Raw genomic sequence first — 24,477 nt, 5'->3', positions numbered from 1 at the left:
GCCGGGAGAGAATTATTTGTTATTGTCTTTGGTAATGATGGAGATGACACCGTTTGCGCCCTTCGAACCGTAGATTTTCGTCGCCTCCGCGCCTTTGAAAACGTTGAGGCTCTCGATGGTGTTGGGATCAATCGTATTAAGTGATAGGCCTTCTTCCATTTCCTCACCGTTCAGGATGTAAAGCGGTTGCGAACCGGGCAGCGTCAGCTGGTCGTTCAGGCGCAACGTAACTTTTGTTGGGGATTTAGCAACGCCCGGCACAGTAGCCTGCGTCGTGTCGTTAGAAGGCGTTTCTTCCAGCTGGAAATTGATCGGCAAGTTATATTTAACACGAACCGGCTTGCCGTCGACCTCGCCGGGTACCCATTTGGGCATCGTCGAAACGACCCTCAGTGCCTCTTCGTCACAGCCAGCGCCCAATCCTTTCAGAATGCGGAGGTCGCTGATCTCGCCGGTTTCCGTCACCACGAATGCCAGAAACACCCGGCCTTGTACATTCGCGTCGATCGCTTTTTTAGGATATCTGATATTTTGTCCGAGAAACTTGTACATCTCTTTGACGCCTCCCGGAAACAGGGGATGCTTGTCGACCACAGTATAAACTTTTTCGTCTTTCACTGCCTCGTCGGGCACTACCACTGCTTCTTTTTGCTCCACTTTGGGTGGTTCCGTTTCCTTGGAAACCTGGCTCTCGCAACCGGCAACGAATACTGCAACACTGCCAATCAGCGCGGCTGCCACGGCGTACGTGCCGAGCATCCACTTCGAAGTTCTGCTTTTGTAAATCATCTTGATCCGATTTTTAATTTGGGATGGTTTGAAAAAATGGTTCGTGAGCGCAGCCACGGGCGCATTGAGGGCGTAGGCAACGAGAAATTTGGCATAATGCTCGCGATTCGGCGCCTCGGCATCGGCCAGGTACTCGTGGATTTCCTGCAAGGAGCGTTTGTACAGCGGCAGCACCGGGTGAAACCAGAATAGGGTCCGGAGCACCTCCACGAGCAGGATGTCGAGGCTGTGGCGCTGGTGCGTGTGCACCATTTCATGCCTTAATATCGCGTCGAAGTGATTTTCGTAGTCGTTCCGGTTGATGACAATCCATTTCAGGAAGGAAAACGAGCCTACCTGGTTCGAATCGATGAGGACGATCGTGCAATCTTCAAGGCCGATCACTTCCCCCGATTTCAGGTACCGTACCAGCTTTGCGACTTCGCGGATAAGCTGCGAACCGAAGATCGCCAGCCCGAATGCGTAAACGATCGCAATTCCCTGCCACCAGTTAAATCCGCTCGCCGGCTCCCTGGGCGCGGCCGACACGGTGAACGCAGCGGCATTGACCTCGTAAATAACCGGCAGCTCCGGCCCCGATGCCGGATAAATCACCTCGGGAAGCAGGAATGCTGCGAGCAGCGAGGCGACCAGATAGGCGCGGTTCCACTGGAAGAAGGTGTGCTTGCGCAGCATCAGCCAGTAGCAGCCGTATAGCAACGTCCAGTATAGGCTCACCTTGCCGATGTAAAGTAATGTTTCCATGGCTGACAGATGTTTTTACTGGTCGTTTTTGTGTTGATTGATGAGCTTCATGATCTCGTCCAGGTCCTTGGTGTTAAGATCATTGTCCTTCACGAAAAAGGAAACGAGATTAGGCAGCGAATTATCGAAATAATTGACCATTAACTGCTTCATTTCGTGTCGTTTATATTCTTCTTCCGAGATGAGCGGATAGTACTCGTGTGTCTTGCCGTAGGCATTATATCCCACCACCTCTTTCTTTTCGAGTATCCTAATGATGGTCGATACGGTGTTATAGGCAGGCTTGGGCTCGGGCATTTCGGCAAGGATGTCCTTCACAAATGCTTTCTTCAATTGCCAGAGAATTCTCATGACCTCTTCCTCAGCCCTCGTCAGGTTACGGATTTCCATATTGTTCTTTCTTTTAAAATGGGTTATTAATGATGCTTATTTCAAAGGTATTACTATTTCGTTAGTTTCAAAACTATTTTATTAGTTATTATGAAAAAATAAAAAAACCGTCGGGTTGTAAAGTCGACGGTTTATGTTGATTATGAATATTTTATGCTAGGCATACTTTGAGCCTTTGCTGCGAAGATATTGCCCTACATTACACAGAGCGCCAGGCATTAATGCAACTTCATGATCCCAGCCGAACGTCGCCCAGTTGCCGGGTGTGGCGATCATAATTTGCTTTGTCTCAGTAAAAAACCAAATGACTTTTTTTACGCCAAAATTTAGCAGCTTCATTGTTTTCATCGCCACATACTTACTCTCAGCGACATTTTCCAATTCAATGCGCGTGTCTACTTCGACTGATATTATAGGGGGAACTTGCGCATAACGCAGATTGATCTCATCGATTGTCAACACGTTGTAGTCAAAAACCAGAATGTCGGAAGACAGATTGTTTTTCTTATCAATGTGGAGACCGGGTTCATTGGAAGCTATGAGATATCTGTCTTCGTCGATCGAACGAAGAAGAACACGTACCAGATAAGCGACGATGAATGATTGTAAAATACTGCAACCCATGACACCTTCTTCATTGACATTGCCTGCGAGCACTTCCTGGTAGCCTTTGTAGTAGTAAGGCTTCCCATCAATAATCTCGCGGATTAGCGATGTCGGAATGCTTTTCTCCAATGCGTTTTCAGGAATGTCGAAGCCAGGTCTTGGTGAAGCGATCATGATTTGAATCGTTTAGCCCATTATCAAATATACAAAAATCTATAACTGATTTTCAGTAGAATGTGCAAAGTCAATCGCTCGATGAGCAGGCGGCATAACATAAAAAAAGCGACGGAATCAAATCCCGTCGCCCTTGTAGTATGAACATCCGTGATGTTACTCCACCACGCTCAATTTCACCGTATTCGTCTTGCGCTGTCTTGAAACCGGCATGCTCAGTGTATTGATGAACACATCACCTTTTTGCAGCTCGCCTTTTTCAACGAGGAAAGTTTTGATGTCTTCGATCAGATCGTCGGTAGAAACACCCTGGTCGCGGTCGTAGTAGAATACCTTGGTGCCCCAATAAAGCGCCAGCTGGTTCATCAGCATTCTGTTGGATGTGAAAATCAGCAAGTTGGCTTTCGGGCGGTGGTGCGACAGGCGGAATGATGTGTAGCCCGAGCGCGTGATGCCGATGATCGCCGCAGCTTGGGTATCGCGCGCCAGACGGCATGCGCTCATTACCACATTGTCGTTCAGTTTGTAGGCACCAGGCGTGTCGTTTACTGCCGCGTGGTGTTTGAAATAAATGCTTTTGCTAGACGCTTCCACTTTTTCAATGGTGCGGCTCATGCTTTCAACGGCCAGGATCGGATATTTACCGGAAGCTGTTTCAGCCGAAAGCATTACAGCGTCAGCGCCGTCAAGTACCGAGTTCGCTACGTCGTTCAGCTCGGCGCGGGTGGCGCGCGGGCTCTCGATCATCGATTCCAGCATTTGCGTAGCCACGATTACAGGCTTGCCGGCACGGTTACATTTCTCCACAATCATTTTCTGGATCATCGGAACCTCTTCCGCAGGCAATTCCACCCCGAGGTCACCGCGCGCAACCATAATCGCGTCTGTTGCTTCGATGATCTCGTCGATATTCAGGATCGCCTCAGGCTTCTCGATTTTCGCTACCACGCGGGCAAATTTGCCTTTGTTGGCAATATATTCTTTTACTTTCAGGATTTCCTCCGCCGTGCGAACGAACGACAATGCGATCCATTCTACATTGTTTTCCAGACCAAAGTCCAGGTCTTCCCAGTCTTTCGGCGTTACCGAAGGCATCGAAACCTTTGTATTTGGCAGGTTAACACCTTTTTTAGATTTCAGATAACCGCCATAAATCACCTCCGTGATCACATCCGATCCTTCGATGCCGGTTACCAGCACTTCCAGTTTACCATCATCCATCAACACGCGGTCACCGATCTTCACATCATTGTACATCCCGTCGTAAGGTGTGCTCACTTTCTCGGCAGTACCCAGCACCTCGGTGTTGGAAAGGATCAGTTTTTTGCCTGCCTCGATCAGAACGCCGTCCTTCTCAGCTACCAGACCGATACGGATTTTCGGCCCTTGTAAATCTTGCAGAATGGCGAGGTTAAGGCCATGCTCTTCGTTGATCTCGCGGATATTGGTGAGTCTTTGCAGGTGGTCGGCGTGGGTGCCGTGGGAGAAGTTGAGACGGAACACGTTCACTCCTGCTTTGGCCAATGCATATAACGTTTCTTTCGATTCCGAGGCAGGGCCTACGGTTGCAACAATTCTGGTTTTTTTGGAAGACATAAAGTTAATGTGCAGTAAAAATGATGTTTTATAAACAATCCACGTCAATCACGACCTGGATGCTTTTTAGCGTCTTGTCAGTCAGAGTGTCAATTACTTTTTCCTGTATAAATGACTTTGCCGCCTTAAAATTAATCTTTTCTCGTTCAAGTTTGATGAGAATATCGAACAAAAACTGATTTCTTACTCTTTCGACCAGCGGCGGCTGCGGCCCCAGAACCCTGCTGGCGCCCAAATGCGACGTCAGTTTTTCGGCCAGTACTTTGGCTGCGCGGAGGGCGGTTCCTTCGTCGATATGCTTCACCGTAACCTTGATCAGCCGGGTAAATGGCGGGTAGCTGAATTTCTCGCGCTCGGCGATTTCGGCCTCGTACATTCCCTCGTAATCGTTATTAATGATCTTTTCGAGCAGCGGCTGCGAGGGGTTGGCCGTTTGGATGAGCACTTTCCCCGGCTTGTCGGCCCGCCTGCCTGCGCGCCCGCTCACCTGCGTCAGCATTTGGAACGCCCGTTCCGAAGCGCGGAATTCGGGGAAATGGATAATGCGGTCGGCATCGAAAATGCCTACGACGCTCACATTGTCGAAGTCGAGGCCTTTGCTCACCATTTGCGTCCCCACCAAAATGTCAATCCCGCCTTCCTCGAAATCGGAAATGATTTGCTGATAGGCATTTTTAGCGCGCGTCGTGTCGAGGTCCATGCGCTGCACGCGCGCCTCGGGGTACATTACATTAATTTCCTCCTCGATCTTCTCCGTGCCGTAACCCATCGTTTTTACTTTCGGCGAGCCGCAATGCGGGCAGGTGCGCGGCACTTCCTCCTTATGTCCGCAATAGTGGCAGCGGAGCTCCCGCGCCTTCATGTGGTATGTGAGGCTTACGTCGCAATTCGCGCATTCCGAAATCCAGTTGCATTCCTCGCATTGCAGGTAAGGGGAGTAGCCGCGGCGGTTCTGGAAGAGAATGGTTTGCTCTTTGTTTTTAAGGTTGTATTCCAAATGGCTTAGCAGAACGGAAGAAAACTCGTTCTTCATCTGCTTCTGGCGCTTTTCCTTCTTGGTGTCGATCAGCTCAAAACGCGGTAATGCCGCATTTCCGTAGCGCTGCTTCATTTGCACAAATCCATACCGGCCGCTTTGGGCATGAAAATAGCTTTCCAGCGAAGGCGTCGCTGAACCGAGCAGCGTTTTGCCTTTGTGCATGTACGACATGATCACCGCTACATCGCGTGCATTGTAGCGCGGCGCCGGGTCGTGTTGTTTATAGGATGTTTCGTGTTCCTCGTCGACGATAACTAATCCAAGATTATCAAACGGCAGGAATATCGCCGAGCGCACACCGACCACAAACTGGAACTTGCCGTCCAGAATGCCCTTCCACACTTCCACGCGCTCATTATCTGAGAATTTGGAATGGTAAATGCCCATCACATCGCCGAAAACCTTCCGAAGCCGCACAACGATCTGCGTGGTCAATGCGATTTCAGGAAGTAGAAACAAGACTTGAGAGCCGCTTTCGAGCGCTTGTTTGATCAGTTCGATATACACTTCGGTTTTGCCTGAGCCGGTAATGCCATGCAGCAGCACCACTTCTTTTTCCGCAAATAGCTCGTGGATCTGGCGGAAGGCTTCTTGCTGGGTGTCCGTGAGCGTAATGGTGCCCATGTTGCCGGCCGGAATGTCGTCAAAGCGGGAGACGAAAACTTCGAACTGCTCAAAAATGCCCTTTTTGATGAGAGTATTCAAAGAAGCATCCGAAATGGTATCGTCCTGACTGAAAATGCTTTTGTCCAGGCCCTTATAATTCAACTCAGGATTGTTGTAAACCGGGATAAAACTGAGGTATTTCAACAGGATTTCCTGCTGCTTGGGCGTCTTGTCGAGGTCCGCGGCGAGCTTCGACAGCGCTTCGTTGGTCGTATAAGCGGCCGTCAGCCTGATCTTTTTCGCCACTTTCGGCTTGTAGCGCTCTTTTACCTCCTCATATAAAATAACCGCCCGCTTCCCGACGAGCGATTTGATGATCGAAGTGATATTCGATTTTTGCAAAAGCCTTTCGACTTCCTCATACGAAAGCGTCTGATGCTTTTTAATCTCTTCCACAACCAGCTGTTCCTGGTCGGTCAGCAAATCTTCGTGTTCAAACTCGGGATTTAACTGAATGCGCGACTGGCTGGTGATTTTCAAACCGGCAGGCAGCGCCACATTCATCACTTCGCCGATATTGCAGAGGTAATATTCGGCCACCCAGGCAAAGAGTTCGAGCTGCTGCTGGGTCACAATCGGCTGCTCGTCGAGCAATTCCAGAATGTATTTTGCCTGGTATTTCACCGGCGGGTTGGAATGCAGCTGCGCTACCACGGCTGTTATGACCCTCTTTTGCCCAAATTGCACGATCACCCGCGCCCCCACCTTGATCAGCGACGCCATTTCCCGCGGCACCCGGTAGGTAAACAGGTTCGGGATCGGTACCGGAAGGATCAAATCGGCAAAAAGGGTGATTTCTTCCTCGAATAAGGAGGTCATGGATTCAAATCGTTAATTCGGGCGCAAGTTCGCAATTTGTGGTCAAGCAATCAACGACACATCGAGCGTAGCGGCATGCGCCCAGTCCACCATGGCATTGAAAAGCCGTATCCGGCTGAATTTCGCAATGTCGCTTTCACGGATTTCGGCAGTTTGGATAATGCCTTCATCCAGCAAATGCGCCCTTCGCGTGCCGGGCAGGAGCGGGCTCGCGGGTGTAAGCCAGCGCGTGCCGTCGAAGAACGCGACGTTGCAATAATTGGAGTCCGTTACCAGCCCGTTTTTAATGATCAGGATTTCGTCTGCATCCCCGCGCTGCGCGAAGAGCGTGTTCAGCGCGTCGCGGTTGTCGTATTTGTATCGGTAGTCAATTTCATCGTCATAAACCCGCCTTATTTTGCGGATCGCCCTCGGCGAATAGGGCTCCCACTGAATCTTATCGATACCTTTGCTGTACACCACGCGACATTTGTGCATGCTTTCGGTCACATGATCGGGTACTTTCAGCAATGCATTCAAATCCCATTCATCCTCGTAACCCCACAATTCCCGCCGCGTTTTGTTCAGCCGGGCTTCGTGGTAGGACAGGTTTTTGAGTTCGCGGTTTTCGATGCAGATCGTTTCAAGGCACAGCATGCGGGGCGTGGCTAAATGGGAGATATACTTTATTGATCACTTCCTGATATTCGCTTTCGGCATTGCTTAATGCGGTAATGCCGCCGCCGCTTTTGAAAACCAAACCATCCTTTTCCTGTTCGATGAAGCGGATCATCACCGCACTTTCGAAGTTATGCCCATCAAAATAGCCCATTACACCGGTGTAATAGCCGCGCTGGTATTGCTCGGCTTCTTCAATGATTTCCAGCGTGCGCGGTTTCGGCGCACCGGTAATAGAACCGGCGGGCAACAGTTTTTGCAGCAAATCGCCGTAGTGGCCATCGAAAGTGGCCGGTAATGTCCCTGCTATCTCCGAACTGACCTGTAAAAGGGTTTTATCAAAAGTCTGAATGCGATCGATATAGCGGTAGCGCTCCACCCACACCTTTTCAGCGACCATGCTCAAATCATTCCGGATCAGATCCACGATCGTGGCGTGCTCGGCGGCCTCTTTGTGATCCGAGAGAATTACCTGCTCCGCATTTGGGACGGAAGCGTCAATGGTGCCTTTCATCGGAAATGAGGCAATGCGGTTGCCCCGGATGCGGACGAATATTTCGGGAGAAAAGCAGACAAACCGGTCCTGGAAAAGCAGCCGGTAAGGCGCCTCGCTGTGCTGGAAAATCTGTTTTAACGAAAGGTTGGTTTCAACCGGCGTAGGGATCGATAGATTTACCAAAAATGAGTTGCCTGCATTCAGATGGTTGAGCACGCATTTGAATTTTGGCTCGTACGCTTCGAAGGGAAGCGGGCGCCTATCGAACTGGATGTGCTCCGGCAGCTCGCTGCGGAATGCCGAATGATCATTGGTAAACCCGTTCAAGCTAAAAAGAATCTCATTCGGGTCGACGTCTTCGAGCTTCCAGGCCTGCGGGTTTTGGAATAGGTAGTCCACCAAAAAAAAGAACGGGGTTTTCGCTTTGCCCCATTCATTCAGTTTCTTCGTAAAATCGCCGGCCGCGTTTTCCAAGCTAAAAAGTGGTATTATCAGACTTTCTGAACAGTTAGCTAATTTACAAAGTTCAGAAACCAATAGCTAAATTAGAGGGTTAAAAGACTAGTGGCGGCCGCAAGCAAAAGGGTCGTCAGCCCATACAATGCACATTTACGACGCAATCATAATCGGCGGCGGCCCGTGCGGCCTCGCAATGGGGGTGGAGCTGGCCAAAAGCGGGCTCGACTACCTGATCCTCGAAAAAGGCAACCTCACCGAATCCATCCGCCGGTACCCGCGGCGCATGAAATTCTTCTCTACCGCTGAAAATATCGAAATAGGCGGCATTCCGTTCGCGATTTCCGACGTGAAGGCCAACCGCAACGAAGCCCTGCAATATTACCGCAAGGTAGCCGGTTACTACCATTTGAACTTTAAACTCTTCGTGGACGTCGACCGTTCCGAAAAGCAGGCCGACGGTACTTTTCTGACTTATTCCAATGACGGTCAGGTTTTTCAGTCCAAGAATGTGATCCTGGCAACGGGCTATTTCGACGTGCCGCGCATGCTGAATGTACCGGGCGAGAACCTGCCGCATGTTTCACATTATTATGATGAGCCATTTAAATACTCCTACACCAATGTGGTGCTGGTAGGCGGTTCCAACTCGTCGGTAGAAGCGGCCTTGGAGCTCTATCGCCATGATGCCAAGGTGACGATCGTGCACAAAGAGGCCGATTTCCGTACCAAAGTGAAATACTGGCTCGTGCCCGACGTAAAAAACCGGGTGAGAGAGGGCAAAATCCACACGCGCTTCAACTCCGTGACGCGGGCGATCGAACCCGGGCGCATGCTCATTGAAAATGTGGAAACGGGCGATCAGGAATGGTTACCGGCCGATTTCGTTTTTCTATTGGTAGGTTACCTGCCCGACGAGCATTTGCTTGCTCGCTGCGGCGTCACGCTCGATCCGCTGACCAAAGTGCCGGAATATGATTCAGAAACCTTCGAAACCAATGTGCCGGGGCTGTATTTGTGCGGGACTGTACTGGCTGGTGTGTTTACCGAAAAGGTGTTTATTGAAAATGGCCGTGAGCACGCGGCTGCTATCGCTGATCATCTGGCTGGCCGCGAAGTTCGTAAAGTGAATGAGCTCATTGACCGGATTTAGAATGCCACGAAGACACGAATGGACACGAATGAAAACTATGACTTTATTGGTCCACAAGCACCAGCTTCTTCTTTTTCTTTTTGGAAGAAATCTTTTCGATTTTCCCGATTAAACCATTCGCTCCGACGCCGTAGCCCACATTTCCGGCGAAACTGAGCGAGTGGAAACCTTCCGTGCCGAGCAGGATCCAGCTTTTCCCACGATCCAGGGAAACGCTGCTGCCGGACGGGCCCGACGCAACCAATGCATAGTTGTCGGAGCGGATCTGCGTGTCGCCGTTCCAGGTGGCGTTGGTTTTGTGGTAAACGGCTACGGATTCTTTCAAACCGGCGGGTTTGGTCATGCCGGATAAAGTCCAGGTAATGCCTCCGTCGTTCGTCACAAGTACGTTTTGGGTCGAATCGGTAGTTTTTTTATAGTCACCGCCCACAGCAATGCCATTCTTTTTGGACCAAAACCTTAACCCGAAAATACCGGCAGTAGGCCCGGCGGGTAATGGGGTAGCGGACACCTGCCAGCTTTGGCCGTAATCTTCCGTGCGGAAAACGCGGGCCATTTTGCTTCCGCCGGTTCCGATGAATGCATTGCCCTTGCCGTTTACAAGAATAGACGTGCCGCTCGCAGCGAAGCAGGCCTCGCCGGGTTCGGCGGCCGGGCGCTTGTCGAGCGGGAGTTCCTGCCAGGAATTTCCGCCGTCCTCGGTTGTCAAAATGAAGAGTCGTCCCTGTGTTGGATCGCCGAGGCAAATGCCTTTATTTTTATCCCAAAAGTCGATTCCATCCAGAAAAACCCCATTTTGTGTAGTTTGGTACACAAGCTTCCAGCTCTGGCCGCCGTCGTCGGTCTTGTAAATTTTAGCTTTGTCCTTCTCCGATTCCCCGGCACTCATGGCGATCGCCACATCCTTATCGAAGGCGTGAATGTCGCGGAAGTCGAGCGAGTCGGCGCCGGCGACTTTAAAGGTGGTCCAGGTATGGCCGCCGTCCGTCGTCCTCAAAACAGTGCCTTGCGTACCGCCGATCCAGCAGATTGTAGGCGATACGGCATGTACCGCACGCATATGGATCTTCGTTTTAATGTCGATGACTTTCCATTGCGCGTAGCTTTCGCCCATTGTCATCATAAGTGCCGTCAAAAGAGAGACGATGAAGAAGCCGTTCATAGAAAATCGGCGCGCTGGCTTGCGAAGTGGCACAGTATTTTGTTATTTTCAGGTGTAATGTATTATCAACACAAAATAGGGAATTCGTATGAACAAGAACCAAAAATTTTTGATTGGCTCGATCGGGGCACTGTTGACAGGCATCGCGATTGGCCTTTTGGTAGCTCCCAAAAACGGTAAAGAAACCCGGAAATTGATCAAAAATAAGGCAAATGACCTTGGCGGAAATGCAAAGGATACGTATGAAAAAAGCCTTGAAGAGCTGTCGCACCTAGCCGACAAACTCAAAGATGGGTTCCTCAAAAATGTAAATACCGCAAAAGAAAAAGCAAATGGCGTAGCCGATAACGTGACTGAAAAAGCGCGCGGCGTAGTTAACAACAATGCTTAGTAACTCCGATATTCACGACATTATAAAAGGGTTGTTTCTCACCGGGAAGCGACCCTTTTTGCTGGCCTGTCAGGGGATTTTGGCAACTACTTCGCTGATTGCCTGATTGATATCTTCGGTAAAATTCTTCGTTTTCTCCGGGATAATGCCGCCGGCGCCGCCCTGCCACACCATCCGGTTATTCGCCGCATCCACGAGGTCGATCACGATGGTGCCTTCGCGGTATTTGCCGGTTACGATCTCCTCGCTTTTCCATGAATAGCGCCGCTGGCCCATGTAGCGCGGCAGGCCGTCGGTACGGAAATCAGTCTGCCGGGTTTGCAGCTGCTCCTTTACATTCAATGCAATATTGATTTTCAGGCTCGGGTCGCGGGCTTCGTCCAATCCTCTGGCTTGCAGGTTTTTGGCGATGGCTTCCTTGATAATGCCCACATTCTTTTCAAAATTTCCTGAAACGGTGTCGCCCTGCGCTTCGATGTCGAAAAAGCCGTAGGTGGGGTAGTCGGAGAGCTTGAAAGAATCTTCCTTCTCCACTTTGAGGAGTTTATAAGAAGGATTACACGCGGTAAGCAACAAAGCGGCACACAGAATGGCCAATGCGTTTTTCATAACAGCGATGTTTAGGTTGGTTATCCGATTACGCTTCCCAATTCCTTGGCGGCGGCCATGCTGATTCCTTTATAGAATTGGTATTCATTCATGATGGCATCCTGCTCTTCGCCGGTTTTGGCCTGGGCCATGTTTTGGATGCAGGTCTTCATTTTTTCTTCTACAAATGCCTTTTTGAGCCTCAAAATGTTGTTGAAGGCGGTCCTGTCGAGTACATCGGTTTCAAAAGGTACATAAATCTCGTATTTCTCCTTCCATAACTCGCTCAATTCGTGCTTCTGCGTCAGCCATTCGATCGTCAGGTTCCTGATTTCCGCTTCGTGATGTTGCAGGAAATAGTCGGTTGTGAGGACATTGTTTTTGCCAAAATTCTCGCGGAACAAGTTCAGTAAATGGCTGTAAACGGGATCTTTCAGCTCAATTCCTTCAATTTGGCCCAATACATACTGGCAAACGGTAATGGTTGGCTCCAGCTCACGCGCGCCGTGCACCACGAGCAGGCGCACAAAGGCTTCTTCCTGGTAATGCAGCTTGGTACGCTGGAACGCTTCCGGCGCGTGTTCGGTCGGCACGAATGGGTTATCATCCGGCTCACCGCCGAATGGTCCGAAACCGTCGCTGAACAATGCATCCAGATCCGGCGGCCCATCAAATTCGGGCCCTCTTGTCCCGGCAGAACCCTGGCCCCCCGCATTTGACTGCCGCGGCCTCTCCGCCGGTTTGGCCGAATGCTGTTTTCGGAGTAGTTTATTGCCCTCCGTGATCAGCATCTGCTCATCCACCCGCATCATTTCCGACGTCCGGTGGAAAAACACCTGCCGTTTGATAGCATCGGGAATCTTTACAATGCTGTTCACAACCTCCTGAATCACAGCCGCCAGCTTGAATGGGTCGTTGCCGGCATCCTGCAACAGGATTTCCGTTTTGAAAGTGATAAAGTCCTTCGACGCACTTTTGAGGTGTGCCTTAAAAGCCTCCGCACCCACTCTGCGGACATAGCTGTCGGGGTCTTCGTTATCAGGGAAAAGGACGACATTTACATTCAAACCTTCTTCCAGCACCAGATCCAGACCGCGCAGCGCCGCCTTGATCCCCGCCATATCACCGTCATAAAGAATCGTGATATTGGGCGTAAACCGGCCGATAAGCCTGATCTGCTCGACCGTCAGCGACGTTCCCGAAGACGCGACCACGTTTTCAATGCCCGCCTGGTGCAGTGAAATCACATCGGTATAGCCTTCGACGAGGTAGCAATGTTCAAGTTGGCGGATCGCGTTTTTGGCTTGGTAAATGCCGTAAAGGACCTCACTTTTATGGTAAACCTCCGTTTCGGGAGAGTTGAGGTATTTGGGCTGGTTCTTGTCGGTTTTTAAAATCCGGGCGCCGAATGCGATCGTTTTCCCGGCTATATTATGGATCGGGAAAATAACCCGCCCGCGGAAACGGTCGTAGCCGGCCGTGTGGCTGCCTTCCTTGTGAATGAGCAATCCCGCCCTTTCGAGGATTTCAGCGGAATAGCCCTTTTCCAATGCTTCTTTTGAAAAGGAATCCCAGTTGTCGAGACTGTAACCGAGCTCGAATTTTTTCCTGATTTCACTCGTAAAACCACGCTCACGGAAATAGCTCAGACCGATCGCCTGGCCTTCATCGCTATGGTGAAGCTGGTGTTGGTAGTAATTTTTGGCAAAATTGAGGATGATGTACAAGCTTTCCCGCGCATTCTGCCGGAGTGTTTCCTCGTCGGTAAGCTCTTCCTCCTCGACTTCAATATTATACTTGCCGGCCAGATACCGCAGCGCCTCGCCGTAGCCGATGCCATCGATGTCCATCACAAACTTGATGGAATCGCCCGCCGCGCCGCAGCCAAAGCACTTGTAGATCTGCCTTACGGGGTTGACGTTGAACGACGGCGTTTTTTCATTGTGAAAAGGGCAGCAGGCCGAATAGTTAGCACCTTTCTTCTTCAATGACACAAAATCCCCTACGACCTCCACAATATCTGCGGCGTGCTTGATTCTTTCGACGGTTTCGGGATTAATGCGCATAGTTTTGGAAAGCTTCTGCCACTGGCAGGGTACCAATTATCAACAAAAATGAGAGCGTTAAAATTTGGATCGAAGGGCGATAATTTACAAAATCGCCGATTTTGCCCGGAGCGTGCATCAAGCCGCTCGGATGAAGCGGGAACACCTTCGAAACAATTATGGTAGAAATTACGTTGTCTGGATTAAGGATCACTTGCAACACGGTTATTATCAGCATACTGGCTGGTGCGCCGGTGGTGAAAAGTGATTCCATGAATGAGTTGCGAGTGTTTGTGACACGAAAATAATCAGGTGGCGGAGTTTCAGCAATTATTACGCCAATTTTCGATATTTTTGAGTGCCGCCGAAATTGGCTCTGATTTTTTTCGGAAAATGTCCATTATTTTCTCATTAGAATTTAGAAATTCACAATCTAAAGTTTTTTTCTGATCACTTTAGTTTGTTATTTTGCGGTACTGAAATCCAACTCGAACTTTTATCTGAGCGATATATAGATATTAAAAATATAGTGTGTGTATAGTGTGAAACAGGGCATGGAAATTTTTCTATGCCTTTGTTTTTTATACTGATTATCAGAAAATTAGCGCACATTCAGAACGGACCGATACAGCGCTGTGAGCTCAGCTACGGTATTGTTCATCTCGCCGGGAAGGGTAATGAGCCGCCGGGCTTCTTCCAGGCTTTTCTCCAAATCTGTTTTCGAAAAATCTTCAAAAACGTAGCAAAACGGCGGTCGTGCCACAGCTGCCGAGGCTAGAACCGCAATGCCGAGCTCCCGCGCTTCATGCACGGAAAGCGATACGCCGTCGGTCGTGGTGTTTCGGATGAATGCATCGGAATGCAGCAGTACGCTTCTGAAATCATGCAGGCCGGTAATGAAAAACACATTGCCAGGAATGTGCGGGTAGCTTGTTTCAATGTATGAACGGTAGTTTCCCGAAGGATCGGAAATGAGCAGCAGAAATTCGGGCTGGCCCTCAAACCGGGCGATAAGCTCCGAAATCCCGTAAATCTCCCGCCCGTACTTATCGAAAGTGACATTCCAGGCATTGGTGCAAAATATGGCTTTATAATGCGTTCGGAGGAGCCATACCTCGTTCTGCAATTCGGCCGGAAGCGGTTCTACATGCACATCGTAGATGTAAGTCGATATCTCGCACGCACGCGGGTTCTGGCGCAGTGCCTGTTTCAGGCTGGTGTGCTCCTGCACAATGGGTAGGTGCGCGAGCCGCGCTGAAAACCTCACGGCATAGTTTCCCAACCAACCGTATCTTCCCCAGCAGCCGTGATAGGTGATGATCAGTTTCTTGAATGTGAGCTTGCAGAAAACTGCAAAAATCAGCTGTGCGCGAGGATTTGAGAAATGAATATGAATGACCGGATGCCGCAGGATTTTCAGCAATAGGCTAAAAAGCGGTTCTTTCCCGTAGTCGTAAAATTCAAACGGGAAACCTTGCCGCCGCAGGCTGTCGGTCAGCCTTTTCACATGCACCGCCACACCCCCGACGGGCGGCGGGATTCTGCCGATGATGAGGATGCTAGCCATCTGACCCAAGCTTTTGGCAAAGGCTTTTCGAATAGTAATACAGGCAGATCAGCAGCAGCGGCGCAATGCAGTTGACCGTCAGGCTTTTCGAAGGAATAATGACAAAAACCGTCCCGACGGCGTGATTAAACAGCAAATAGGCACCAAACGCCATGAGGAATGGCCAGTATTCAGTGCCAACGCGCGCCATTTGTAACAACTGACGCCCTAGTGCCAGCAGCACCGCGTACAAATACAGCGTACCGATCAATCCCTGCTCCGCAAGCATCGTGAAAAACATCGAATGCGCCTCGCGGTAGCCGGGGCCGAGCACTTCAAAACTCGCTATCCCATGCCCGTAGAGCGGGCTTTCCAGGAACAGCGAATAGGCAAGCTTCCGAATCTCCGCCCGGCCGCTGATTGCATGCAAACCGTCCATTCCAGGCTTCGTCACCGGGAAATCCGCGAAGCGAAGTTGCCAGGAATAGGCCAGATCGACGTCGAGAAGGCGGGTCAAATGGTCGGAGCCGAGGTATAAGGCAATTCCCGAAGTCGTGAACCAGAGCAGGTGTCTGAACCTGCCCATTATGAATAGCGTACCAGCCACATAAGGCCCGACGATGAGCACTGCACCCCGCGAAAATGACAGTACCACCACACCGGCGAAGAGCATTACCAGCAGCGAGGTTGCCAGCAGCGGAAGCTTCATCCGGCTGGCATAGCGAACAGCAAAGGGCCATACCAGGATAAAATAGGCCATCGTTACATTGGTATCCGAAATGTTGCGCGTCACCAGCAGGTTTTCAGCGCCTTTGTACCGCGCACCGAAGAATACCAATCCAAATGTCCCGAGCGCGAGGATGACGAATAGCAGGCAACAATACAGTTCAAGGCGGCCGGTGAAGCCCAGTGTACGCGAGAATATGCTGAAATACAGGAAACCAGCCGGGAGTGTAACGAGGAACAATACGAATGCACCCATGATCACCCTTTCTAAATTGGGAGAAATGATGATAAACAGGAACTGCACGATCACCCACGAAGCCAGCAGGCTTTGCTCCGGGCGACTCAGGCCGGTTTTGAACCGGGCCAGCATGCATAGCAGGTAGAGATCCATCACTATAAATGGAAATAGTCGCCACAACGAATTAGCGCCGGCGGAGAAGTCGTATTTCTGAAAAAGATGTAAGAATTGCGTGAGAAACGGAATGCTAAGCACATGAAATGGTTTGTGCGCAGAAGGCAGCGCGAGCACGATCAGGCAGTACAGGTAAAAGCCGAATACAGCCACGATTTGCCCCTGTCCCACGCCGAGCGCGGTCACAGGGTCGAACAACGTGGTGAGCACCCAGGCAATGCCCATTGCCAGCCATGCTTTTACGAGCATTTCCAGCACTAACCCAGCCATTCCCGAATGTGTTGTGCAGTTGCCGAAACGGAATCGGGGCCGCTGTGATGCACGAGCGGTGCTATGGCATTCCTGAGAGTGCTTGTGGCTGCATGGGTTTCCAGGATTTCATCCAGTTTGCCAAATAGCTCCTGCCGTTTGCGAACGACGCTTGCCTGTAAGAAAGCGTGCGGCGGCAAATGGTGCGAATAATCATAATACCGTCTTACCGAATGCGCATATGGCACATCGTCCCGCGCGTCGTAGGCAATACTAATGACCGGCGTGTTGCACGCCGCAGCGTCCAGAAACATCGTTGACGCTACCTGTACGCAAACCCTACAGAGACTGAGCTGGGCACGCAACGTTTCCAAGAAGTCAGCCGGAGGCGTCTCGTTTCCTGCGAACGGCTGGAATAGGCGCACATTTCCACAGGAAGTGTACCGTACGTAGCGCGCCGGGTCATCGGCTGGGTGGCATCTTACGAGAATGGCAAGGCCCGGCTGTGTTTTAGCATATTCCAGGAGGTCGTCAATGATATAATTCTGGCAGGAATGGTGTTTGGCGGCTCCGGTGGAAAAGAGGATCTTGTGCGTCGCGCGACCTTCATCGGCCATTCGCATTGCCGCCGGGAGGGATTTCTTGCAGGTATTTCGGTGGTAAACGTCAAATCTTGGAACGCCGACAATCCGGACGGTCGCATTGTCTCCAAAAAGCCAGTAGAACCGATCGAATTCCCGCGCCATGGTTTCACTCCAAACGAGCACCAGTCCGGCATCGGCATTGATAATCCCTTTGGAAGTTAGGTTGTCCCAACTGATGATCATCGATATGCCGCGCACGCCGTAAGCTTTGAGCGAGTTCATGATCTCGTTTTCGCGCATATCAAGCGGAGAGGTAGAAAGGACAGCATCAAATTGGCATTCCGCCAGAGATGCATAGCGGGCTGGGTGGGTCATCTTGCGAATGAGCCAGCGTCTTAAATAAATGAGCAAGCGACCGCTCAGAAATATCAGCAGGCTGGATTGTCTTGCTATGCAGAAAAGCTTATGGACCAAGGCACCTTTTTCCATGAGCTTGATTCGGATCGTGGCCACGTCGAAGAACAGGCCAAAAAGCACCGTTTGAAAAATGCGCAGCCGCCTGATGAACCCCGGTGCCGACGCGACGGGCGTTTCCATCAAATGCATATTCAGTTTGAAATGCTCGTTAAAGCTGCCCACGTCGCCTTCGGTCAGTAAATCCGACATCACCGAGATTTCATAACACTTTTCCAACTCACTCAACAGTCCCGAATGGATGACATTGATCGCGGCGAACGGATTGGTAATCAGCAAGAGAATGCGTTTTTTGTTTGCTCTTTCCATTTTGCGAAGAGGTTTTCGGCTGCCAGCCAGTCGGCAGGTGTGTCGATATTGATTCCAAAAGCATTCTCATTGGGCCATGCAGCTATTTTTCCGCCTGTCAGGCACCCCGCGCGAACAAGCGATGTCTTCGCAATGTAAATCTCCCCGTCCCGGTGATAGCTGTCCGGCAAGTCTTGCCGGCGGGTAACGGTTGGACCTTGCGGTAATGCTTTTTCCAGAGAATCGCCATTCAGCCAATAAGCCCAGAGCGGATTGAATGCGTCGGGGATTTTCCATACCGAGATCAGGCTATCGAAATTGTGCATGGTAATATGCCGGATTGTGGCGTCAATAATGCCCGGCGGCCGGAATGGGCAGGTCGGTTGGAGTAACACTACATATTCAAACTCCCCGTGAATGGCCTCGGCATAATCCAAAGCATGCGCCACAACGCCGATCATCGGCGAATGGTCTGTCGCAAGGTATTCAGGCCGCATAAATGGAGCACATTCGGGCTGGAACCGGTTGGCGAAGGCTGCTATTTCCGGACAGTCTGTGGACACCAAAAGGGTTGTCAGCAGCTCTGATTCCAGTGCCGCATCGATCGTGTAACGGATAAGCGGTACGCCGCCAAGCAGTTTCATGTTTTTGCCGGGAACGCCTTTCGAGCCTTTTCGCGCCGGAATGAGCCCAAGGATTTTTGAAACACGTGTATTCATGATGGCAGGAGGTGTTTTTTGAGAATAAAAGGGACTGTGGCAAGCCTGTCGGCGATCCGGACGCCTGCGTCGCCGTCACCGTAAATGGCAACCGGAGGGTAATGACCGTGCGCCAATTGTTGCTTTACGGCAGCCACAATCGCATCCGCATCCGGGATGCAGTCGACGACATTGCTGCCACGTTCGCGCCCCCGCTGCCTGCTTCCGATGTTTACCGCCGGTACACCCAGCGCACTGCATTCGCGTATGCCGACACTCGAATTTCCCACCAGGCAAGCGCTGTTTTTCAGCAACTGAATGAAGTGGTCCGACTCCATGTGTTTGAAATAATGAAACGGAAGTCCCGGATTTGCCTCGCGGAATGCCCTGATACCCTGTGCAGTTCCGTCCGTACCCGGGTCGGCATTGGGCCAAAACCAGACGACAGGCATGCCGAGCGTCGCCAATGCGCGTAGCGTGCATACTATCTGCCATTTCGAATGGATGATTTCGGTGGTGACGGGATGTTGCAGTACCACGAGATAAGGCTTATTCAAATCCGGTCGCGCCCCGATACCGCCGTACATCTTATAAGGATCGAAATCAATATGCCTGTGCTGCCGAACGAGGTCTATCGACGGGCAGCCGGTACAATACACCTTCTGAGCAGGCAGCCCCATGCCCATGAGCCTGGTACGGGCCTGCCGGGTCGCCGTAAAATGCAGGTCCGCGAGTTGCGAAATGCTGTTTCTGATCCTGTCGTCGATATTGCCCGTCACTTCGCCGCCCTGAATGTGCGCGAGGGGGATGTTCATATTAATTGCCGCGATGGCTGTGGCAATAGTTTCGAAGCGGTCGGCGACCGTCACGACCACGTCGGGCCGGTGATTGGCAAAAAATGTAGCCAGCTCAATGATCGCGAGCCCCGTCGTTTTTGCCGATGCCGTGCTGCTTTCGGTATCGAGCAGGTTGGAGATAATGGCAGAAACAGGCAGGTTTTCGGCTTCAAGCTGAGGCAGGATATTTCCAAACTTGCTTATGAGCGCACTTCCTGCGACGACAATCTGCAAATCGAGCTGAGGATGCGCCTGGATCGCCTGCAATACCGTCTTGATGCGGCTATAACTGGCCCGGGCGGTGATGACAACGCAGATTTTACGCATGGTCCAGATGGTTTTCGGTAAGAAATTCCCATTGCGCAATATCCCGTGCGAGCGTTTTGCCCAGCACTTCCTGGTAGCGCGTGACGGCCAGCCCGAAACCGGCGGGCTTTTTCGTTTCCAGGTCGCTGCATTGTATCCGTTCGCCTTTCCGCAGGTCACGATTAACGGCGAGGGATTTGCCAAACATGCTTTTCAGCCTGGAAAAAACGGCATTCGCATCTTTATCAACGGGAAAATTGAGCGCAGTTTCAATGCTTCTGATACCGGCAATCAGCGTGGCGGCCTGCCGGAGGGTCAGCGATGAGGAAGCGTCGGGATTGCTCATTCTTTTATCAAATGTGATATGGAATTCCAGAATGCGCGCGCCGATAGCGGCCGCGGCGAGGCAGGCAAAAACGTCGCCCGAATGATCCGAGTAGCCCACCGGAACCTTGTAGCGCAGGCCCATTTCGTGCAATACATTCATTCCCCACTGATGCGGCTTGGTAGGGTAGGCCGTGGTGCATTGAAGAACAGAAACGATCACTTTCCGCGATTGCAGGAATGCCACCGCCTGGTCCAGCTCCGCCCATGAACTCAGGCCGGACGATAAAATGACCGGTTTGCCGGTAGCCGCGATCTTGTCGAGCATCAGCAGGTTATCCACCTCCCCCGACCCAATTTTAAATGCGGAAACGCCGATATCAGTGAGCAATTCCACCGCAGCCAGGGAAAACGGGCTGGCGAGAAAATCAAGCCCTACTTTTTCGCAATGCATTTTCAGTCCGACCCATTCATCGCGGGAAAATTCCATGGCCTTCCAGTAATCGAAGCGAGAGCCGCTCAAATAAGGCATTTTGACGCGGAAATCTTCGTAAATGCTGCTCTCCGCTTCGGCAATATGAACCTGAAACTTAGCCGCATTCGCACCCGACTGGGCGAGTGCATTAATGTACGAATGCGCCAGCGACAAGCTCCCCTCGTGCGCCTGCCCAACCTCGCCAATGATGTAAATCTGATGTTTCATAAGTGTGTTTATTTGAATGTGAGTTAATTAATAGTAATTGTACTGATAGCGGTGCAGGTCGCGCGTACCGTTCAGGATCACGTGCAGATCCGGCAAAAGTGACTGCTCGTGCAGCCTTTTCATGTCGGCTAGCTGGTGCAGAAATGTGAAGTGCTGCCGCACGATGTACAGCGTCATATCGGCGTGGGAACCCAACACACCGGCGTCGGCCACCAGGCCTATGGGCGGGCTGTCCAGCAGAATATAGTCGTATCGACATCTGAGCGACGAAATCAACCCGGTCAAATGGGAAGAAAGCACGATTTCACCGGCGCCGGGGCAAGGCGCGCCTGCGGCAATGAAATCGAAGGAATGCTCCCTACCGGCGGCTTGAATTTCAGGTTTGGAACTCGAAGCAATCGACTCGGTAATGCCCTCGTTTTTCAATTTCAGAAGTTGGGCGAGCGATGGTTTCCGAAGATCGAGGTCAACCAGCAACACACTTTTGCTCGCGAGCGCGAGCGAATGCGCCAGGTGCGCGGCGACGAACGACTTGCCTTCTCCACCCATTGCGGATGTAAGCAGGATCACGGTGTGGGGCCGCGCGCCGGAAATGAACCGGATGTTTGTCCGCAACGAGCGGAATTGCTCGCTGACCAGGCTCCGGCTATCGGCAACTGTGAAACGGGAATTTGGTTTCTGCTGACTGATTTCGCCGATGATCACCGCATTGCAATGCAGCAGGATGTCCTCTTTGGACGTGACTTTGTTGTTCAGTATGCGGGCAACGTAAAGCGTCGATATGGGTGCAAGAATGCCGGCGAACAAAGCCACGAGAATGGTCAGCGCCGGGTTGGGAAATGTGGGCGCGATGCCTGCTTTGGGCGGGTCGATTACCCGGGCGTTGGCGATGTTTGCAGAACGGGAAATAGCCGTTTCCATTCTTTTTTTGAGTAAAAACAGGTATAACTCCTGCTGAATGCCCTGCTCTCGCGAGTGGGTTAAAAGCGCCCGCTGATGCGTCGGAATTTGAATGATTTCGGCATGGAAGCCTTTGCCATAGGCGTGAACGGAGGCGAGGCGGAGCGCCAGTTCCTGCTTTTGCTGGTGGATCGCGTCGAAAAGATTGCCCCTGGCGGCTGCAATCTGGCTGTCGAGCGTGGTAACGGCAGGATGGTTGGGCGCGAGGGTGGTGAGCGCTTTCACGCGGTTCAGCTGCATTTCATTGAAGGTGGATGCGAGAGCGGAGAAATTGCTTTCCTGCGGATAGAGGAGGGAAGGGATGGCCGTCGATGGGCTCTTGCGTAAATGATCTTCCAGCAACTGAACGATTTTCAAATGGGTAGCCCATTCCCTTTCTTCCGACGTGTTGGCAGCAAGCTTTTGGAGGGCCTGCCGGGTGTCTTCTGCGATGTCGATCAGCTTATGCTGCTTACGCAGGCCTTCGATGTTCGTTTCAACGCTGGCCAGTTCGGCCGAAACCCTTTCCAGATTGTGATTAATAAAAGCAATAGTATTGTCCGCTACCTTGTTTTTCTCGTCGATACTTGCCTTTTGATACCGTACAATCAGTTGCTTCAATATGGCTTCGCCTTTTCGGGCTAGCACGTCCTGAATGGAAAGGTTAACCATGCTGGCGATTTTGTTCGGCGCCTGAATGGAGAGCGTGCGGGCGTAGTGATCGACGACCGTCTCTTTTGCAAGTGTCCTGAAAGAATACTGGTAAAGAGCAGAAGGTTTGAAACGGGTAGTGTCCACAATCACAGCTACGCCTTGGGGCAGCGCCAATGGGCTGCTAAACCTCCCTCTAAAGCGGCTGCCGGAAATTTCTATTATGTAAAAATCACCCGCTTGCCTTACAATATGATATGTTTCAGGACGTGGAGGCTGCTTTTGAATAAACCTTACGCGATAGGGGGCCTTTTCGTAAAGCTCGGTGGTTTTGAGGAGACCGGAGGCGAAGTATTGGATCGTGAGATGCAGATCGTCGACCACCTGACCGAGCAATGTGCGGCTTTTGAGTATTTCAATTTCATTTTCCACACTCCCCGCGGCATCGGGCAGCCCGAGCTCTTCGAGGAGGGCCGTTTCGTGCAAATCGCTTCCCCGGGAATCGTCGCGGACCATGAGGGAAGCAGTGACTTGGTAGCGCGGCGTTTTGTAACGCAGGAAAGCCGTCCCCAGCAAGAGGGACACAATGGGCGAGACGACCAGCCAGTACCAGCGGAATTGAATGGCTTTCCATAATGGATGGTTCGCCCAGTCCTGGAATGGCGGGTAGTCGTTGGTGGGGCCTTTTGTTGTCAGCATCGCATACACATTTTAGTAGGTATGATTTAGACGCTGACAGGTTATTTTGGTAACGCGACTTCTACAAAGAATTTTCTAAAATAATCTCCATAAACGCAAAAAGCCTGTCCCAACGCGTTGAAACAGGCTTTTTGAACGAAAAAAAATTATGAATCGAAGTGTACCTTCACTTTTTTGAGGGCGGACGCTACCACCTGGTGCATATCATAATACCGGTATTCAGCGAGCCTGCCACCGAAGATCACGTTGGGTTCTTCCGCCGCGAGGGCTTTGTACTGGTTGAACACAGCGGTATTCTTGTCGTCGTTCACCGGGTAGTACGGCTCGGCTCCTTTTACCCATTCCTGCGGGTATTCGTGCGTGATTACCGTTTTGGGCTGTGTACCAAACTCGAAGTGCTTGTGTTCGATAATGCGGGTAAAGGGCGTTTCACCGTCCGTATAGTTTACCACCGCATTGCCCTGGTAATTTTCCTGATCCAGCAGCTGGTTATCGAATCGCAGGCTGCGGTATTCGAGCTGGCCGAAGCGGAAATCGAAATACTCGTCGATCGGGCCGGTGTAGACGATCGTTTCAGCAAGCTCGGTGAGTGATTCTCTTTCTTTGAAGAAATCGACGCCCAGGCGCACGTCCACGCCATTCAGCAATCCTTCGGTAAGCTTGTTGTAACCGCCGATGGGGATTCCCTGGTAGCGATCGTTGAAATAGTTATTATCGAACGTGAAGCGAACAGGGAGCCGTTTGATAATGAATGCCGGCAGTTCGGTAGCTTTTCTTCCCCATTGCTTTTCGGTATAAGCTTTGATCAGCTTCTCGTAAATGTCGGTTCCTACGAGCGAAATCGCCTGTTCTTCCAGGTTTTGCGGGTCTTTAATGCCGGCTTCTTCCACCTGCTGGCGGATTTTTTCCTTCGCTTCTTCGGGTGTGCGCACTTTCCATAGCTGGTAGAAAGTGTTCATATTAAAGGGCAGGTTATACAGCTCGCCGTTAAAATTTGCAACCGGAGAGTTGGTGTACCGGTTAAACTCCACGAAGGAATTGACATAGTCCCAGATATCCTTGTCGTTGGTGTGGAATATGTGTGCACCGTATTTATGCACATTAATACCTTCCACATTCTCGCAATACACGTTGCCGCCGATATGGTCACGGCGGTCGATGACCAGGCATTTCTTGCCGCGTTTGGTTGCCTCATGGGCAAATACCGATCCCCACAAACCTGCACCTACTACCAGATAATCATATTGTTTCATTAATGCTCCGTTGCGTTG

General features: G+C 51.2%; 21 protein-coding genes. 2 read left to right on the top strand and 19 right to left on the bottom strand.

All coding sequences use genetic code 11. The features are described 5' to 3' along the window. Positions 1–12: 12 nt before the first annotated feature. The 7 genes from DFER_RS16735 to DFER_RS16705 form a co-directional block, all read right to left on the bottom strand. Positions 13–1,533 (bottom strand): M56 family metallopeptidase, encoded by a 1,521-nt coding sequence (locus DFER_RS16735; protein ID WP_015812835.1) that lies wholly within the window; start codon positions 1,531–1,533, stop codon positions 13–15. A 15-nt stretch (positions 1,534–1,548) separates the two neighbouring features. Further along, positions 1,549–1,923: a BlaI/MecI/CopY family transcriptional regulator gene (locus tag DFER_RS16730; protein ID WP_015812834.1), complete on the bottom strand. Its 375-nt coding sequence runs from the start codon at positions 1,921–1,923 to the stop codon at positions 1,549–1,551. Positions 1,924–2,079: 156 nt separating this feature from the next. Then, positions 2,080–2,703, bottom strand: coding sequence for a hypothetical protein (locus DFER_RS16725; protein ID WP_015812833.1), 624 nt, complete (start codon positions 2,701–2,703; stop codon positions 2,080–2,082). Positions 2,704–2,859: 156 nt separating this feature from the next. After that, positions 2,860–4,299 carry a pyruvate kinase gene (gene pyk, locus DFER_RS16720; RefSeq protein ID WP_015812832.1) on the bottom strand — a complete coding sequence of 480 codons (1,440 nt, stop codon included), beginning with the start codon at positions 4,297–4,299 and terminating at the stop codon, positions 2,860–2,862. A gap of 28 nt (positions 4,300–4,327) precedes the next feature. Continuing rightward, a complete protein-coding gene (gene priA / locus DFER_RS16715) occupies positions 4,328–6,823 on the bottom strand; it encodes a replication restart helicase PriA (RefSeq protein WP_015812831.1) in 2,496 nt (831 codons plus the stop codon). A gap of 42 nt (positions 6,824–6,865) precedes the next feature. Beyond that, positions 6,866–7,459, bottom strand: a complete 594-nt coding sequence (locus tag DFER_RS16710) for an aminotransferase class IV family protein (protein ID WP_015812830.1) — start codon at positions 7,457–7,459, stop codon at positions 6,866–6,868. Next, a complete protein-coding gene (locus DFER_RS16705; RefSeq protein ID WP_015812829.1) occupies positions 7,446–8,450 on the bottom strand; it encodes an aminodeoxychorismate synthase component I in 1,005 nt (334 codons plus the stop codon). Before DFER_RS16705 ends, DFER_RS16710 begins: the two co-directional genes overlap by 14 nt. A gap of 127 nt (positions 8,451–8,577) precedes the next feature. Here DFER_RS16705 and DFER_RS16700 point away from each other — a divergent pair, with 127 nt between their 5' ends. Then, positions 8,578–9,585 (top strand): YpdA family putative bacillithiol disulfide reductase, encoded by a 1,008-nt coding sequence (locus DFER_RS16700; RefSeq protein ID WP_015812828.1) that lies wholly within the window; start codon positions 8,578–8,580, stop codon positions 9,583–9,585. Between the two features lie 43 nt (positions 9,586–9,628). On the opposite strand, the gene DFER_RS16695 is transcribed toward DFER_RS16700, so the two are convergent. After that, complete coding sequence (locus tag DFER_RS16695) at positions 9,629–10,747, bottom strand: WD40/YVTN/BNR-like repeat-containing protein (protein ID WP_015812827.1); 1,119 nt, start codon at positions 10,745–10,747, stop codon at positions 9,629–9,631. An 88-nt stretch (positions 10,748–10,835) separates the two neighbouring features. On the opposite strand from DFER_RS16695, the gene DFER_RS16690 reads away from it, so the two are divergent. Further along, on the top strand, positions 10,836–11,138 hold the full coding sequence (locus DFER_RS16690) for a YtxH domain-containing protein (protein ID WP_015812826.1): 303 nt from the start codon (positions 10,836–10,838) through the stop codon (positions 11,136–11,138). Positions 11,139–11,207: 69 nt separating this feature from the next. Here DFER_RS16690 and DFER_RS16685 read toward each other — a convergent pair whose 3' ends face one another. The 11 genes from DFER_RS16685 to glf form a co-directional block, all read right to left on the bottom strand. Next, positions 11,208–11,747 (bottom strand): DUF4136 domain-containing protein, encoded by a 540-nt coding sequence (locus tag DFER_RS16685; protein ID WP_015812825.1) that lies wholly within the window; start codon positions 11,745–11,747, stop codon positions 11,208–11,210. Positions 11,748–11,767: 20 nt separating this feature from the next. After that, positions 11,768–13,792, bottom strand: a complete 2,025-nt coding sequence (dnaG, locus tag DFER_RS16680) for a DNA primase (RefSeq protein WP_015812824.1) — start codon at positions 13,790–13,792, stop codon at positions 11,768–11,770. Beyond that, a complete protein-coding gene (locus DFER_RS30580) occupies positions 13,782–14,045 on the bottom strand; it encodes a hypothetical protein (RefSeq protein WP_041735232.1) in 264 nt (87 codons plus the stop codon). The genes dnaG and DFER_RS30580 overlap by 11 nt, the downstream gene beginning before the upstream one ends. A 327-nt stretch (positions 14,046–14,372) precedes the next feature. Beyond that, positions 14,373–15,338 (bottom strand): glycosyltransferase family protein, encoded by a 966-nt coding sequence (locus tag DFER_RS16670; protein ID WP_015812823.1) that lies wholly within the window; start codon positions 15,336–15,338, stop codon positions 14,373–14,375. Further along, positions 15,331–16,725, bottom strand: coding sequence for an O-antigen ligase family protein (locus tag DFER_RS16665; protein WP_015812822.1), 1,395 nt, complete (start codon positions 16,723–16,725; stop codon positions 15,331–15,333). The genes DFER_RS16670 and DFER_RS16665 overlap by 8 nt, the downstream gene beginning before the upstream one ends. Then, positions 16,713–18,071 (bottom strand): hypothetical protein, encoded by a 1,359-nt coding sequence (locus DFER_RS16660; protein ID WP_015812821.1) that lies wholly within the window; start codon positions 18,069–18,071, stop codon positions 16,713–16,715. The genes DFER_RS16665 and DFER_RS16660 overlap by 13 nt, the downstream gene beginning before the upstream one ends. Further along, positions 18,035–18,769, bottom strand: coding sequence for an acylneuraminate cytidylyltransferase family protein (locus DFER_RS16655; protein WP_015812820.1), 735 nt, complete (start codon positions 18,767–18,769; stop codon positions 18,035–18,037). The genes DFER_RS16660 and DFER_RS16655 overlap by 37 nt, the downstream gene beginning before the upstream one ends. Next, on the bottom strand, positions 18,766–19,911 hold the full coding sequence (gene neuC / locus DFER_RS16650; protein WP_015812819.1) for a UDP-N-acetylglucosamine 2-epimerase: 1,146 nt from the start codon (positions 19,909–19,911) through the stop codon (positions 18,766–18,768). The genes DFER_RS16655 and neuC overlap by 4 nt, the downstream gene beginning before the upstream one ends. Beyond that, positions 19,904–20,917, bottom strand: coding sequence for an N-acetylneuraminate synthase family protein (locus tag DFER_RS16645; protein ID WP_015812818.1), 1,014 nt, complete (start codon positions 20,915–20,917; stop codon positions 19,904–19,906). The genes neuC and DFER_RS16645 overlap by 8 nt, the downstream gene beginning before the upstream one ends. A gap of 27 nt (positions 20,918–20,944) precedes the next feature. Beyond that, positions 20,945–23,206, bottom strand: a complete 2,262-nt coding sequence (locus DFER_RS16640; protein ID WP_015812817.1) for a GumC family protein — start codon at positions 23,204–23,206, stop codon at positions 20,945–20,947. Positions 23,207–23,352: 146 nt separating this feature from the next. Further along, positions 23,353–24,459 carry a UDP-galactopyranose mutase gene (glf, locus tag DFER_RS16635; protein ID WP_015812816.1) on the bottom strand — a complete coding sequence of 369 codons (1,107 nt, stop codon included), beginning with the start codon at positions 24,457–24,459 and terminating at the stop codon, positions 23,353–23,355. Between the last annotated feature and the right edge of the window lie 18 nt (positions 24,460–24,477).

It is taken from the genome of Dyadobacter fermentans DSM 18053 (assembly GCF_000023125.1).
GTDB classification, from domain to species: Bacteria; Bacteroidota; Bacteroidia; order Cytophagales; family Spirosomataceae; genus Dyadobacter; species Dyadobacter fermentans.
The sequence above is the reverse complement of the archived record's forward strand: the minus strand, read 5'-3'. Positions and strand labels throughout refer to the sequence as shown.